Annotated in this window: 14 protein-coding genes and 1 tRNA gene; 4 read left to right on the forward strand and 11 right to left on the reverse strand. The window is 72.5% G+C overall.

Features of this window, described 5'->3' with window-relative positions; translation table 11 throughout:
- The 3 genes from ACUN0C_RS17995 to cpdR form a co-directional block, all read right to left on the reverse strand.
- The coding region (locus ACUN0C_RS17995) for a tyrosine-type recombinase/integrase (protein ID WP_445467788.1) at positions 1-819 on the reverse strand (819 nt) is incomplete at its 3' end.
- Between the two features lie 96 nt (positions 820-915).
- Positions 916-990, reverse strand: a tRNA-Val gene (locus ACUN0C_RS18000).
- A gap of 91 nt (positions 991-1081) precedes the next feature.
- Entirely contained in the window at positions 1082-1441 is a 360-nt protein-coding gene (gene cpdR / locus ACUN0C_RS18005) for a cell cycle two-component system response regulator CpdR (protein WP_445467789.1), read from the reverse strand.
- A gap of 179 nt (positions 1442-1620) precedes the next feature.
- Here cpdR and ACUN0C_RS18010 point away from each other — a divergent pair, with 179 nt between their 5' ends.
- On the forward strand, positions 1621-2526 hold the full coding sequence (locus ACUN0C_RS18010; protein WP_445467790.1) for an N-formylglutamate amidohydrolase: 906 nt from the start codon (positions 1621-1623) through the stop codon (positions 2524-2526).
- A 244-nt stretch (positions 2527-2770) separates the two neighbouring features.
- Positions 2771-3553 (forward strand): histidinol-phosphatase, encoded by a 783-nt coding sequence (gene hisN / locus ACUN0C_RS18015; protein WP_445467791.1) that lies wholly within the window; start codon positions 2771-2773, stop codon positions 3551-3553.
- 30 nt (positions 3554-3583) lie between these two features.
- Here the strand turns inward: hisN and ACUN0C_RS18020 are convergent, their stop codons facing one another.
- From ACUN0C_RS18020 to ACUN0C_RS18030, 3 genes are all read right to left on the reverse strand, one after another.
- The gene (locus tag ACUN0C_RS18020; protein ID WP_445467792.1) at positions 3584-4513 is read right to left on the reverse strand and encodes an alpha/beta fold hydrolase; all 930 of its coding nucleotides are present in this window, start codon (positions 4511-4513) and stop codon (positions 3584-3586) included.
- Positions 4514-4657: 144 nt separating this feature from the next.
- The gene (locus tag ACUN0C_RS18025) at positions 4658-5047 is read right to left on the reverse strand and encodes a hypothetical protein (RefSeq protein ID WP_445467793.1); all 390 of its coding nucleotides are present in this window, start codon (positions 5045-5047) and stop codon (positions 4658-4660) included.
- Between the two features lie 236 nt (positions 5048-5283).
- Positions 5284-5799: a hypothetical protein gene (locus tag ACUN0C_RS18030; protein WP_445467794.1), complete on the reverse strand. Its 516-nt coding sequence runs from the start codon at positions 5797-5799 to the stop codon at positions 5284-5286.
- Between the two features lie 505 nt (positions 5800-6304).
- Here ACUN0C_RS18030 and ACUN0C_RS18035 point away from each other — a divergent pair.
- Both ACUN0C_RS18035 and ACUN0C_RS18040 read left to right on the forward strand, forming a co-directional pair.
- Complete coding sequence (locus ACUN0C_RS18035) at positions 6305-7546, forward strand: metallophosphoesterase family protein (RefSeq protein ID WP_445467795.1); 1242 nt, start codon at positions 6305-6307, stop codon at positions 7544-7546.
- Between the two features lie 3 nt (positions 7547-7549).
- Complete coding sequence (locus ACUN0C_RS18040; RefSeq protein WP_445467796.1) at positions 7550-11026, forward strand: AAA family ATPase; 3477 nt, start codon at positions 7550-7552, stop codon at positions 11024-11026.
- 27 nt (positions 11027-11053) lie between these two features.
- Here ACUN0C_RS18040 and ACUN0C_RS18045 read toward each other — a convergent pair whose 3' ends face one another.
- From ACUN0C_RS18045 to ACUN0C_RS18065, 5 genes are all read right to left on the reverse strand, one after another.
- A complete protein-coding gene (locus tag ACUN0C_RS18045) occupies positions 11054-12052 on the reverse strand; it encodes a transglycosylase SLT domain-containing protein (protein WP_445467797.1) in 999 nt (332 codons plus the stop codon).
- A 5-nt stretch (positions 12053-12057) separates the two neighbouring features.
- Positions 12058-13017 carry a CHAD domain-containing protein gene (locus ACUN0C_RS18050; protein WP_445467798.1) on the reverse strand — a complete coding sequence of 320 codons (960 nt, stop codon included), beginning with the start codon at positions 13015-13017 and terminating at the stop codon, positions 12058-12060.
- Positions 13018-13027: 10 nt separating this feature from the next.
- A complete protein-coding gene (locus ACUN0C_RS18055; protein WP_445467822.1) occupies positions 13028-13498 on the reverse strand; it encodes a CYTH domain-containing protein in 471 nt (156 codons plus the stop codon).
- A gap of 36 nt (positions 13499-13534) precedes the next feature.
- A complete protein-coding gene (locus tag ACUN0C_RS18060; protein ID WP_445467799.1) occupies positions 13535-13846 on the reverse strand; it encodes a polyhydroxyalkanoic acid system family protein in 312 nt (103 codons plus the stop codon).
- A 71-nt stretch (positions 13847-13917) separates the two neighbouring features.
- Entirely contained in the window at positions 13918-14721 is an 804-nt protein-coding gene (locus ACUN0C_RS18065; RefSeq protein WP_445467800.1) for a glutathione S-transferase family protein, read from the reverse strand.
- Positions 14722-14726 lie beyond the last annotated feature (5 nt).

The following is a 14726-nucleotide window of genomic DNA, read 5'->3' on the forward strand; positions in this document are numbered from 1 at the left end:
ATTGAGGGCACGAGCCCAAGCCTGCCCCAGGGCCGCGACGGTGATCGGGAAAATTGGCTTGGAAACGCCCCCGGCCGGCCTGGACGCGAGCGTGTCCAGCGCCAGCTGCGTGAGAGGCACCCGGCGGGGATGACCGTTCTTCGTTCGCAGCAGCTGGATGGTGCTGCGCGCCAGGTCGACCTGTCCCCAGGTCAGGGACAGGATCTCGGATCGGCGCATCGCCGTGGCGAGAGCCATCCGCGCGACCGGGAGCACCAGCGGATTGCGGCACTCTGACAGGGCACTCTCGATCCTGCCCCACTCACCGGCGCGGAGGCGGCGCTCGCGAGACGGGTTGCGCTTCGGCTTGCGCAGCGCCTGGATGGGGTTCTCGATTCGGATCCCCCATTCCGATCGTGCCAGTTCGAACGCGTGCTGCAGGATCCCCAGCTCGCGATGGACCGTGTCGTTGGACACGCTCCCGAGGCGCTTGTCCCGGTAGGCTGCGAAGTGGCAGGCCTCCACCTTGTCGGCCGGCATAGACACCAGCTGCGGTTCACGCCGGCAGAATGCGTTCAGGATGATTGATTCGATCGGTCCTGCGGCCCGCTTCGTGGGGCAGATGCTCTCGATGTAGCGGGCGAGAACATCACCGACCGTCGCCTTCGCCGGCGCTGATGGCGAGCCACCCTCGACATGCCCGAGATCGGCGAGGCGTTCCTGCGCGTTTGCCCATTTCCGGGCGTCCGAAGCGCTGCTGAACGAACGGGTGCGGCTCGGCTGGCCCTGTCGCCGGACCTGGACCTGCCACTTGCCATTCCGCTTGCGGATGGTCGCCATGAATGCCCTCGTGTGCCCACAGTGTGCCCATGGCGACGAAGGAACATGAGGACCGGCTGGGCTTGCGCCCTAAACCATTGAAGAACCGGGGGAAAATGGTGGGCGCGACAGGGATTGAACCTGTGACCCCTACGATGTCAACGTAGTGCTCTCCCGCTGAGCTACGCGCCCGGAAACTGGGGGTCTGCCGTGAAGGCCCGGCCGATATAGCCGCTGGCCGGGGGTCATGCAAGGCCGATCGGAACGGCCCCGGCGGAAACGCTCAGGCCGCCATCAGGCGGTTCACCTCGCCCACCAGGTCCTTGAGATGGAACGGCTTCGACAGCACCTTCGCATCGCGCGGCGCGCGCATGTCGGGGTTGAGGGCAACGGCCGCGAAGCCGGTGATGAACATGATCTTGAGGTCCGGATCGAGCTCGGCCGCCTTGCGCGCGAGTTCGATGCCGTCCATCTCCGGCATCACGATGTCGGTCAGGAGCAGGTGGAAGGGCTCCTCGCGCAGACGCTCGTAGGCCGAGCGCCCGTTGTCGAAGGAGAGCACCTGGTAACCCGCGTTCTCCAGCGCCCGCGTCAGGAACCGCCGCATGTCGTCATCGTCTTCGGCGAGCAGGATGCGCCCCATCGAATTCCCCGGCCTGAGCAAAGAAGCGAGCGGAAAGTGCGCGACCTTGTGGTCGGTTCGGTAAATATCGGGTAAGTGGCGGCCCCGCAACGCGCGCTCCGCCGCGAATGTGGACAGCGCCGGCGCGGCGCGGCAGGATGCGCGGGCGCCGGCGGACGGCGGAGCGAGGTGAGCGAGGCATGGCGGACCCTGTCCTTCCGGACGATCCGGGCGGCGAACCGCCCGCCTTCGAGATCCTCGCGCCGGCAGAGCAGACCCGCCCCTTCGTGTTCAACTCGCCGCATAGCGGCGCCTATTACCCGCCCGAGTTCCTCGCCGCGGCGGCGCTCGACCGGGTCGCGATCCGCCGCTCCGAGGATCTCCTCGTCGACGCCCTGTTCGGCTCGGTAGTCGGGCTCGGCGCGCCGCTGATGCGCGCGGTCTATCCCCGCGCCTATCTCGACGTGAACCGCGAGCCCTACGAGCTCGACCCGAAGATGTTCGTCGGGCGGCTGCCGTCCTTCGCCAATGTGCGCTCGCTGCGCGTCGCCGGCGGGCTCGGCACCATCCCGCGCGTCGTCGGCGACGCCGCCAACATCTACAAGGCGCCGCTCGACGTGGAGGAGGCGCTGCGCCGGATCGACAGGATCTACCGCCCCTATCACGGCGCGCTCCGGCAGCTGCTCGCCGACACCCATCTCCGGTTCGGGCGCGCCGTCCTCATCGACTGCCATTCCATGCCGTCGAACCTGCAGGGGACGCCGCTCCGGTCGCGGCCCGACTTCATCCTGGGCGACCGCTTCGGCGCGAGCTGCGCGCCCGAGCTGGTCGGCCGCGCCCAGGCCGTGCTGCGCGACCTCGGCTACACCGTCTGCCGCAACAAGCCCTATGCCGGCGGCTTCATCACCGAGCATTACGGCCGTCCCGCGCGCGGTCTTCACGCGCTCCAGATCGAGGTGAACCGCGCGCTCTACATGGACGAGGCGAGGCTCGAGCCGAGCGCCGGCTTCGCCCGCCTCGCGGAGCACATGCGGCTCCTCGCCGAAGCCCTGCTCGCCGTCCCGGTCGAGGCCTGGGCGCTGCCCCTCTCCGACGCGGCCGAATGAAGCCGCGCTCGCCGGGCGCCAACAAAAAGGCCGCCCGAAAGCGGCCCAAGTCTAGGGAGGAAACGCCCTATGAGGGCAGCGATACGCGGTATCGCACTGCACAAAATAATATGGCCGGCGCGGCTCGACAAGGTCGGTCGGCTGGTCCGGCCGGGCCCTTGACCGTCTCCGATGCACTTCTCCGGCGGGTGTTGCGCGCCCGCCACGCTTTCCGCCACCCCTTCCGCCAGGATGCCAGCCGCCGATGCCGCCCGACCTCCTTCCCTTCCTCCACGAGCTCGCCGATGCCGCCGCGGAGGCGATCCTGCCGCATTTCCGCGTTCCGCTCGAGGTCGACAACAAGCACCAGGCCGGCTTCGATCCGGTGACGGTGGCGGACCGGGGCGCGGAGGCCGCCATGCGCCGCCTGATCAACCGGCGCTTTCCCGATCACGGCATACTCGGCGAGGAATACGGCCCCGAGCGCACCGAGGCCGAGTTCGTGTGGGTGCTCGACCCGATCGACGGCACGCGCGCCTTCATCTCCGGCCTGCCGCTCTGGGGCGTGCTGATCGGCCTGAAGCGCGACGGCGAGCCGGCGCTCGGGATGATCGCGCAGCCCTATATCGGCGAGCGCTTCTGGGGCGATTGCCGCGAGGCGTGGTTCGAGCGCGGGACGGGGCGACGGCGCATGGCGGTGCGACCCTGCGGGGCGCTTGCGGCCGCGACCCTCTCCTGCACCAGCCCGACCATGTTCGCTGACGCGGAGCGGGAGCGGCTGCGCGCGCTGGAGGCGCGCGTGCGGCTCGTGCGCTACGGCTATGACTGCTACGCCTATGCCATGGTCGCGCACGGCTTCGTCGATTGCGTGGTCGAAGCCGGCCTCGGGCCCTACGACATCGAGCCGATCGTGCCGATCATCCGCGGCGCCGGCGGCATCGTCACCGACTGGGAGGGCGTTCCGAAGCGCGGGGGCGGCCGGGCGATCGCGGCGGGCGACGCCCGCCTCCACGAGGCCACCCTGCAGGTCCTCTCCGGGCTCGCCTGACGGGCCGGGAATCCGCCCCCGGCTCCGGGGCTACCGCACGAACTGGTCGAACGCCGCCCAGAACTGGTCGCGATAGAGGTCGCGCTCCATCAGGATCTCGTGCAGCGACCCGGGTATCCAGACATGGGCGGCCGTCCCGATGCGCGAGGCGAGCGTCTCGATCGCACTGTTCGACACGACCCGATCCGCGCCGGCGATCACCATCAGGACCGGGATCGGGACGCGCTCGGCGAAGCGCGGGCGGGCGAACCTCTGAGAAGCGCGGATCGCGGCCGCGGCCCAGCCGATCGTCGCCGACCCGACGCCGATGCGCAGATCGCCCTCGATCACCGCATTGGTCCGCAGGTAGCGCTCGCGGTCGCTCGTCACCGGATTGCCGCGGAACGGGCGGGTGGCGAGGATCGTCGCGCCCCCGCCGGGAATGTAGGAATGCGCGAAGCCCAGCCGCGCGAGGTTCCGCACCAGACCGGGGGGGACGCCCCGCGGGCCGCGCAGCGCCACGAGCGGCGCGGTCAGCACCATGCGGTCGACCTGCGTGCGCAGGCGCTCCGCCGCCAGCAGCGCCACCGCGCCGCCGGTCGAATGGGCGAGCACGTAATAAGGCGGCGGGCAATCGGCGAGCACCACGTTCCGCATGACCGTCATGAGGTCCGAGACGTAGGTCTCGAAGCCCCGCACGTGGCCCTTGCGCGGATCCGCCAGCAGCCGGTCGGACCCGCCCTGCCCGCGCCAGTCGAAGGTGGCGACGGCGAAGCCCCGGCGCCGGAGGTCGCGCACCGTCTCGAAATACTTCTCGATGAACTCGGCCCGGCCCTGCAGGAGGATGACGGTGCCGCGGCCGGGATGGACGGCGAGCGGCCAGCGGGCGTAGCGCAGATGCGGCCCGTCCGGGGCCGGCACCATGCCGGCGACCGCGCCGTCCGGGACGGGATTGGAGGGAATGTCGACGAGATCGATCACGCAACGTCCGCGGTGTCACGCCGGGGACGCCCGGGTTCGATCGTCCCGATTAGCGGGCCGTGCCGGCAGAGGCAAGCCGCGGGGACCGGCTTGGGGCCGGCCGCAATGCGTCCGCCGGCCCCGGGCCGATGCCCCGCGCGACCCTCACGCCCGCATCCAGCGGACCGAGAGGACCTGTCCCGTCCGCGAACTGACCGTGACGATCACTCGCCGGCCGCGCCGGTCCACGGCTGTCGCGCCGTAGGTCGTTCCGACGGCGTCGAAGAAGTGGACGCGGTGGAAGCCCTGGCGGGCGAGGATGGTCGCGACCTGCCGCGGCGAGAGCCGGTGGGCGCGCGGGTCCGGACGGTGGCCGCGACGGTCCCAGCCCGGACGGCCGTAGCCGGGATTGCCGTACTGATAGCCGCCCGATCCGATCGTCACGCTGATGCCCGCGCCCGTCGAATGCGCGGAGGCGACGCTCGCCGCGCCGGCGGCGCCGAGGCTGCATGCCCCGGCAAGAAGAACCATGGAAAGCTTGCTCCGAATGGACATGTTCGTCTCCCGATCGCATCCCGGCATTGGCTGTCGTTCCGGAATGTCCGCGCAATCTGGACGATCGGGGCTGAACTGTGCCCGAACCGGGCGTTCATTTGGTATTTATCTTTGACAATGAAGAAGAGCGGCGGGTCGAACGAGAGTTGAGCGTAAAAGAAACAGGCCGGCGGCAGGTGCCGCCGGCCTGTACGGGTGCCGGAGGGGGCGTTATCGACACCCGATTCTTGAATTTTTCAGTAGACGACCAGCGGATTCCCCCCATCCGGCGTGTCCGGCTGAACCGGCATTGCTTCCGCCGCGGGGCGCGGGGCGGGAATCGCCGCCGGCGGCGCGACCATCTGGACGTCCGGCCCGACCGGGCGCGGCGCCGCCGCCAGGGGCAGGTCCGCCCGGACCGGCGCATAGGCGACGATCTCGCCGGAGAAGGCGGAAAGCCGGAGCGCGAGCAGGATGCCGTTCGGATCGAAGGCCTCGACCTCGTAGAACCCGCCGGACGTCCTGACCGGCCCGACGTCGCTGTAGCCCGCGCGCATCAAGGCGCGGCGCACCTCTTCGGCCGGCACCACCGCCGGCATCTCCGGCACCGGCGCGGGGTAGGCGACGATTGGCGGCCCGTAGACGGCGGCCGGCGCATCGTAGACCGCGAGCGGCGGCACCGGCCCGACATGGATGCCGAATCCCTGGGCCGCGCCGGGCGCAGTCCATGCGGCATAGCCGAGTGCAGCGAGTGCCAACGCTCTGGGCGTCATCCGAAACTCCCGGGTCTGGCGGGACTCCGCCGCCAACCTGGGCGCAGAATGGGACCCCGCCCCTGAATGGGATCAGAAGCCCCCGTTCATCTGGCGTTCATCTTTCCTCGCGCGACGTGGCGAGGAGAGGCAGAGCGTCGTTTCAACCGGCACGGGCCCAACCTCCCCCTGGCGGGGAGGTCGAAAGCGGCGAAGCCGCTTTCGGGAGGGGGGCGCGGCGCTTCCGCTTCCTCGGCGTCGGAGGAGTCTCGAACCGATGCCGTGAGCAGCGGCAGGCGCCCGTCTCGTTCAGTATCGGGCGCTCGTCCCGCCCGGCTCGGCCCGGGCCTCTCCGACGCCACTGCCGTCATGCCCGGGCTTCGACCCGGGCATCCAGCGCGCGTGCGCCGCATGCCGGGCGCCGCCTCCGGAGCGAAGCCCCGGGGACGGCGCCGGAGAGCACGGCTCGGGCGGCGGCTCCGGTTGACCCGTCGTCCCGCCCGGTCCAGTGATCGCGCGAGGTGCCATGAACTTCCGATTCCTGCACGCAGCCGACCTCCATCTCGGCAGCCCCTTCCTCGGGCTGTCGTTGAAGGACGACGACATCGCCCGGCGCTTCGCCGCGGCGAGCCGCGCCGCCTTCAGCGATCTCGTCGGCCGCGCGATCGAGGAGAAGGTCGCCTTCGTGGTGATCGCCGGCGACGTCTATGACGGCGAATGGAAGGACGCCGCCATCGGCCTCTTCTTCAGCCGCGAGATCGCCCGGCTGGCGCGGCAGGGGATCCCGGCCTTCCTGATCAAGGGCAATCACGACGCCGAGAGCGTAGTGACGCGGACGATTACCCTGCCGGAGAACGTGCGGACCTTCCCGACCGCGCGGCCCGGCTCGTTCCGGATCGAGCCGCTCCGCGTGGCGCTCCACGGCCGGAGCTTCCCCGACCGCGCGGTCACGGAGAACATCGCGCTCGCCTACCCGCCCGCCGAGCCCGGCTGGTTCAACATCGGCGTCCTCCACACCTCGTGCGACGGACGCCCGGGCCATGCGCCCTATGCGCCCTGCACCGTCGCCGACCTCGCCGCCCGCGGCTACGATTACTGGGCGCTCGGCCACGTGCACGCCTACGAGGTGCTCTGCGAGGACCCGTGGGTGGTCTATCCGGGCAACCTCCAGGGCCGCAGCGTGCGCGAATGCGGGCCGAAGGGCGCGGTCTTGGTGGAGGTCTCGGACGGCCGCGTCGCTTCCGTCGAGCACGTTGCCTTCGACCATGCCCGCTGGCACGAGATCGTGCTCGACATGACCGGCGTCGCGGACGAGCCGGCGTTGCTCGAGCGCGCCGAGGCGGCGATTGCGCCGGTGGCGCAGTCCGCACCGGACCGGCTCGTCGCGCTGCGGCTCCGCCTCACCGGTGCGACCGCGCTCCATCGCCGCCTCAGGTCCGACGCCGCGCGCCTCGCCGACGAGGTCCAGTCGGTGGCGCACAGGTGCCACGACGACATCTGGCTGGAGCGCCTGAAGATTGAGACGACCGAACTCGCGCATCCGCCCGCGACCGGCGCCGAAGCGTCGATCGATCTTTCCGCGGCGATGGAAGGGCTGGAGGCGGATCCCGCTTTTCGCGAGGCGGCGGCCGCGCTCGTCCAGGCGGTGAGCGTGCGGCTGCCCGCCCCCCAGGGCGAGGAGGCGCCGCTCGCCGACGACCTCGACGCGCTCCTCGAAGAGGCGCGCGCGCTCGTGCTCGGGCGTGCCGAGCCGGCCGGCGGCTGCTGAGCGATGCGCCTCCTGCGCCTCGACCTCGAACGCTACGGCCCCTTTTCCAGCCGCTCGCTCGCCTTTCGGCCCGACGCGCGTCTCCACGTCGTCTACGGCCCGAACGAGGCCGGCAAGAGCTGCGCGCTCGCAGCCGTGACCGACCTCCTGTTCGGCATCGAGGAGCGCACCCGCTACGCCTTCCTGTTCGAGGGGAAGGACCTGCGCCTCGGCGCCGAGATCGAGGGCCGGGCCGGCAGCCGTCTCGCCTTCCGCCGCCGCAAGGGCCGCAAGAACACGCTTCTCGACGCGAACGATGCCGCGCTTGCCGACGACGCGCTCGGCCCGTACCTCGCCGGCCTGTCGCGCGACGTGTTCTGCCGCGCCTTCGGCCTCGATGCGGCGGCGCTGCGCGCCGGCGCGGAGGACATGCTGACGAGCGGGGGCGACGTCGGCGCCACGCTGCTTGCCGCCGCCTCCGGCATGCGCGGCGTCGCGGCACTGCGCGCCGATCTGGAGAAGGAGGCCGACGCCATCTACGCCCCGCGCGCCTCCAAGGACCGGCGCTTCTACCAGGCGTTCGAGCGCTACGAGGCCGCGCGGCGCGCGATCCGCGAGACGGAGCTGAAGGCCGGCGACTGGAAGGCGCTCAACGCCCGCATCGACGAGCTCGCCGCCCGCCGCGAGGAGACGGAGCGGCGCCGCGCCGGGCTTTCACGGGAGATGGCCCGGCTGGCGCGGCTGAAGCGCTGCCGGCCCATCCTGGAGCGGATCGACCGCACGCTCGAGGCCCTCGCGCCCCTCGCCGATCTGCCCGAGACCGCCCCCGGCCTGCCTGCGCGCCTCCGCGACGCGCTCGATCGCATGACCGCCGCACGCACTGCGCTGGAAGCCGCCGAGGCTGCCGAACAGCGCGCCGAGGCGCTCCGCCGCTCGATCGAGGTGCCGCGCGCCCTTCTCGGCAGGGCGGGCGAGATCGAGCGGCTCTTTGCCGAGACGGGCTCCTATGCCGCATCGCTGCGCGATCTGCCGCGCGTCCGGGCCGAGGCCGACGAATACGCTGCCGAGCTCGCCGACTTCGCGCGCCGTCTCGGCCTGCGCGACACCGCCGAGATGCTCGCCCGGGCGCCGGCGGACGCCGCGCTCGCCCGCATCGGCGCGCTCGCCGAGGAGGGCCGCACCGCGGCCGAACGGGCCGCGGCCGCCGCCGCCCGGCTCGAGGCGGAGCGTGCGGCCCATGCCGGCCTCGAGGCGGAACGGAGCGCGCGGGGCACCCTGATCGACCCGCGGCCGCTCGAGGAGCGCCTTGCGGCCCTCTCGCCCACCCTTGGCGAGGCAGCCCGCCATTCGGAGCTCGCCCGGGCGGTCGCGCAGGAGAGGACGAGCCTCGCCGAGGCCTTCGCCCGGCTGCAGCCGTCCGTTGCGGACCCCGCGCGGATTGCTGCCTCCGCTTTGCCGTCCCGCGAGACCGTTGCCCGCTTCCGCACCAGGCTCGATGCGCTCGCCGTGGAACGCGGGCGCGCCGAGGATCGCGCCTCGGCCGCCGAGGCGGAGGCCGCCGAAACGCAATCGCGCCTGAGTACCCTGAGCGCCACCGGTCCGATCGCCTCGCCCGAGGCGATCGCAGCGGCGCGCGCCGCGCGCGACCGCATCTGGGCCGTGATCCGCGCATGGGTCGTCGGCGGCGAAGCGCCCGCCGCCGGCGAGACGGTGACGGCCCTCGCCGAGTACGACCGCCTCGTCGGCGCGGCGGACGGTCTGGCCGACCGCGCCGCCGCGGACGCCGAGCAGGTCGCGCTGCACGCGGGCGAGACCCGTCGCCTGCACGACGCGGAGGCCCGCCTCGGCGCGGCCCGCCAGCGGGCCGCCGAACTGCGGGCCGAGACCGACGCCGCGGAAGCGGAATGGCGGAACGTCTGGGCACCGTCCGGGCTCGTGCCGCTGCCGCCCCAGGAGATGGCTGCCTGGCTCGACCGGCTCGAGACGCTGCTGGCGCGGCGCGACCGTCTCCGCGAGCAGGCGGCGCAGGTCGAGCGCATCGCCGCCGCGCTTGCCGGCATCGTCCCTGCGCTCCGTAAGCTGGCGGCCGATGCCGGGCTGCCGGAGTACGGCGATGTCGCTCCCGAGACCCTGGCGCAGCGGATCGAGGCGCACCTGCGCAGTCTCCGCACGACCTGGGAGGAGGCGCGCGACCTCGACACCCGGCTCCGCGAAGCCGGTCAGCGCGTCCGCCACGCCGAGGCCGCCCATGACGAGGCCGTTCGCCTCCACGAGCGCTGGTTGGAAGCCTGGCGCGCCGCATTGCCGGAGATCGGGCTCGCCGCGGGCGCCGGGAGGGTGGAGGCCGCCGCGGCGATGGAGATCTGGCACGCGCTGCCGGAACAGGCGCGCCAGCTCGAGAACCGCCGCCGCCGGGTGGACGGCATGGAACGCGACGTCCACGCCTTCGACGAGAGCGCCGCGGAGCTGGTCGCGGCGGTCGGCGGCGAAGGCCTCGCCGACCTGCCACCGGCGGCGGCCGCGAAGGCCCTCGGCGACCGGCTCAAGGCGGGCCGGGAAGCCGAAACCCGCTTTGCCGAGGCCGAGCGGCAGATGCGGGATGCGGGCGTCGCGCGCCAGGCGGCCGCGCTGCAGCTCGGGAGCCGCGAGCAGGCGCTGTCCGACTGCGCCGCCGGGCTGCCCGCGGGCGCGGACCTCGAAATCCTGTGCGGGCGGCTCGGCGAGCGGGAACGGCTCCGCCAGGCGCTCGCGGGCGAGCGCGCCCTCCTGGGCGAACAGGCGGAGGGCACGTCGGAAGCCGAGCTCCGCGACGCGCTCGCCGGCTGGGATCCGGACGACGCCGAAGCGCGCGGCCGCACGCTCGCCGAGGACCATCAGGCCGTCGACCGTGCGCTCCAGGAGCTCTTCGCCGAGCATCGTGCCGCGCTCGACGAGCGCAACCGCCTCGAGCACGGCGTCGGCGCGGAGATCGCGCACCAGCAGCGCCGCAATGCCGAGGCCGAGCTCGCCGCCGCCGCGCGCGAATGGGCGGTGCTGAAGATCGCGTCCCTTCTCGTCGGCGCCGCCGTCGAGCGCCACCGGGCCGGCCAGCAGGATCCGCTGATGCAGCGGGCGGCTGCGCTCTTCGCCACCCTCACCGGCGGCGCCTATGCCGGCATCGGCCAGGACTACGACGATGCCGACGAGCCGCGTCTGGTCGGCATCCGCAAGTCGGAGGAGCGCGTGAGCGTGCCCGGGCTCAGCGAAGGCACGCGCGACCAGCTCTATCTCGCGCTCCGGCTCGCCTATCTGGAGGATTACGCCGCGCGCGCCGAGCCGGCGCCGTTCGTCGGGGACGACCTCTTCGCGACCTTCGACGAGGACCGGACCGGGTACGCCATGCAGGCGCTCGTCGCGATCGGCGATCGCGTGCAGCCGATCGTCTTCACCCACCATCTGCATGTGGTCGAGATCGCGCGCGCCGCCGCGGGCGATGCGGCCGACATCGTCTCGCTCGTCTGAAGCAGCCGCTCCGGGGCCGCGCCCCGCTCAGGACTTGAGGACGACGCAGCGGCCGCCGGCCGCGCGAAGGGTGCCGCAGAGCTTCTGCGCCGCCTCGCGCGTCGCCGCCGGCACCCGCAGCCGGAAGAACGGCCGCGGCCCGCTCGCGCGGAGCACGATGCGCTGGATCATCATCGGCTTGCCCGCGAGCACCTTCGGATAGCGCCGTTGCAGGGCGGTGAAGTCGCTGACCGCGCCGTCGCGGGAATAGCCGGTCGCCACCTCCACGCCCCAGGGGCCGGAAACCGTTGCGGGCTCGCCCGGCGGGACGATCGGCGCGGCCGCGGGCGCCGCGGCGAGCACCGCCGTCTCCGGGCAGCGCGGGATGGCGTCGTCATGCTCCTGCAGCCGGGCGGCGCGGGTCCCCGGCTCGGTGCGGACCCAGGCCTCCACCGCCAGTCCCGTCACGAGCCGCACGTAGCGCTGCGTCTCGCCGGGGAGCCGCCCTTTTCCGCTCAGCCAGCCGGAGACGCGGCCCGCCCCGGCATTGTAGGCGGCCGCGGCGAGCCCGAGATTGCCGAACTGGCCGGTGAGGTCCCTCAGGAGCGCAGCCGAGGCGGGCAGCGCCGCGATCGGGTCGAACGGATCCGCGAGCCCCCGCTCCGCCGCCGTGGCCGGCATGAACTGCGCGATCCCCTGCGCCCCCTTCGGGCTCACCGCCAGCGGGTTGAAGCGGCTCTCCTGGTGGATGAGGCGCATGAAGAAGCCGACCGGCAGCCCCTGGCGCGCGGCCGCGGCCGCGACGAGCCCGCACAGCCCGCGCCTGCCGCCGAGCTCCGCCGGCGGGAACGCCGCGAGCAGGCGGGCGAGCCTCAGCGACGGCGAACCGTCGGGGACCAGCGCGACCGGCGTCCCGATCATCGCGCTGAGGCGCGCCGGCGTCGCCGCCTCCGGCGCAGCCGCCGCCGGGCCGGCCTGAAGCAACGAGACGAGGGCGACGGAGAGAAGGAGCGCGGCCGGCCGGCCGATCCGCTGCCCCGCGCCCATCGCGGTCACTCGGCAGCGGCGCGCAAGGGTTCCTCCTCGCCGCCTTCCGTCTCGCCGCCTTCCGCCGCGGCCGCCGCCTCGCGCCGCGCACCCTTCCAGCCGCGCGCGAGCGTTCGCGCCAGCCGCTTCGAGCCGCGCCCGAGCAGCGCGCCGGCGATTTCGAGCGCCTCCTGGCGCAGCGCCTGCTGCCGGCGCGTGATCGCGGTGTCGAGGCGTTCGATCTCTCCGCCGTCGGCGCCCTCGCCGATGCCGCCCAGGCGTTCGCGCAGCACGGCGAGATCGTGGTCGCTGCCGAGCACGTCGGCCAGCCGCTTCGCCTGCTTGCGCCGCTCGCCCGCCTGCTTCAGCGCGGTGCGGACGAGGCCGGCATGCATCCAGTGATATTTCGCGTGCTTCCGCCACTCGTGCCAGACTTCCGGGTCCGGGTCGCGTTTCGCTGCCCGGAAGGCCCTGCGCGCCTGCCGGTAGGTGGCGCGGAAGCCGCGCGCGAGCGCCTTGGCCGAACGCGGGAACGCCAGTCCGCCGAGGGCCGCATCGCCGGCGGCGAGCGCCTCGAGCACCGCCTCGTCGGCATCCTTTGCGCGGGCGGTGCGGGTTTCCTCGTCGCGGCGCGACACGAGCTCCGCACGGACGGTTGGGAACGGCCCGCGATCGTCCGCGCCGCTTCCCTCCTCCGCCGCCAAATCGTCGAGCACCTCGACGAGCACCCCGGCGTCGCGCGAGCCCGACAGCAGCCTTGCGGCGTCGCGCCAGCGCCTCTCCTCGGCCCTGCCCGCCTTGCCGAGGGCCGGCCGGCCGAGGCGGAGCAGGCCGCGCAGCTTCTTCAGCCGCTGCCGGGCCTCGTGCACCGCCTCCTCGCGCGCCGTGCCGTCGGTGAGGACGCGCCGCGCCCGCGCGATCTCGTCGCGGGCGACGCGGGCGAATTCCTCGTCGAGAGGCAAGGCCGGATCGAACCGATACGCCATCACCGTCCTCTCAGCCGTCCTGCCACGTCCGGAAAGGGTGCCGCGCCAGATAGGCGCTGAAGAAGCGCGGGTCGCCCGTCACTTCCCTTCCGGCCCAGGAGGGCACGCGAACCGGCGCATCCTCGCTCGCAAGCTCGATTTCGGCAAGCAAGAGCCCGTCATTTGCGCCATGGAAGACGTCGACCTCCCAGAGCGCCCCCTCGTGCCGGACGTGGTGGCGCGTCTTCTCCAGCGACGTCTCCGCGAGGGCCATCATCGCCTCGGCGTCGGCAAGCGGCACGGCATATTCGAATTCCTGCCGCGACCGGCCGGGTTCGCGGGACTTGATTGTCAGGAAGGCGCGCTCGCCGGCCGTCCTGACGCGGATGTTGGCGCGCGGGGTTTCGGCGAGATAGGCCTGGCGGAAGGCAACCCCCGGCTCCGCCCGGTCCCGCCAGCTCTCGTCGCGGACCAGGAACTTGCGCTCGATCTCGATGGCCAGCCCCGCCTCCCCGCTATCCGCTCCGCCGTCCGGTCGTCACTTCCGCTCGAGGAGCAGCTTGCCTTCCTTGGCGATCCGGCCCCGCACCTTGTCTGCGATGGTGGCGAGGAGCCACGGCAGGTCGACCTCGATCCGCACCGCATCCTCGAGCACGTCGAGCCGGCCGGTGATGGACTGGCCGAGGCCGCTCATGCGGAAATGCAGCCGGTCGCCTTCCCACTGCTCCTCGACGGCCATGGCCTTGCCGGCGATCTGCTCGCGGATGCGGACGAAACCGGTCTCGAGGCGCCGGTGCGCCTCCTCGCGGCCGAGGCTGTGCGGCAGGTTGACGACGACGGGCTTGGCCATTCCGGGATTTCCTCGCGTGACGTCCCGGTGATGTGGGGCTGCCGCCGCCCGACGGCAATGCGCCGGGCGGATCAGACCGCGGCCCGCGCCTCCTGCGCCGCCGCGGCCTTCGCTCCGGCGCGGCCCGGCACCAGCTCCGGATGGAGCTCGGAAAGACGGCAGCCGTGGTAGTAGGCCTGCTGGTAGGCCGGCCGCGCCTGGATGCGGGCCAGCCAGTCGGCGACCGCGGGATGGTCGTTCTCCCAGAGACGGGCGAGCCCGAGATCCTCCATCCGGTCCATCAGCGGCGCGACGCAGATGTCGGCGAGCGTGTACTGTTCGCCGAGGAGCCACGGCCCGCCGTGCTCCGCCAGCATCCCGTCCATGCGCGCGGCCGTCTTCCTGATGTCGCCGAGCGCCTTGTCGACGTCCTCCTGCGGGAAGCCGTCCCGGCCCATGCGCTCGTAGAAGGAGGACTTGAGCGGCCGCTTGCGCGCGTTCGCGGCGAATTCCTCGTCCGTCATGGTCTGGAACTTCAGCCGCAGCCCGCCGAACTGGAAGGACGGGTAGCGCACCGCCGGCGTCGGAACGTGGTCGACGAAGGCGAGCCATGCGCGCATCCGGGCCCGCCCGACCGGATCGGGCGGGGTCAGGGCGTGTTCCGGGAAGGCGTCGTCCAGATATTGCGCGATCACCGAGGATTCGATGATCGGAACGCCGTCATGGACGAGCGTCGGCACCACGCCGTTCGGATTGAGCTTCAGGTACCAGTCCGACAGGTGGTCGTGGTCCTTGGAGACGAGGCGGCGGTCGACCCAGTCGAGCCCCTTCTCGATGAGGCAGATGCGCACCTTCAGGCTGCAGGTGGACTGCGCGAAATTGTAGAGTTCGAGCACTGCGG

It is taken from the genome of Faunimonas sp. B44, assembly GCF_052655945.1.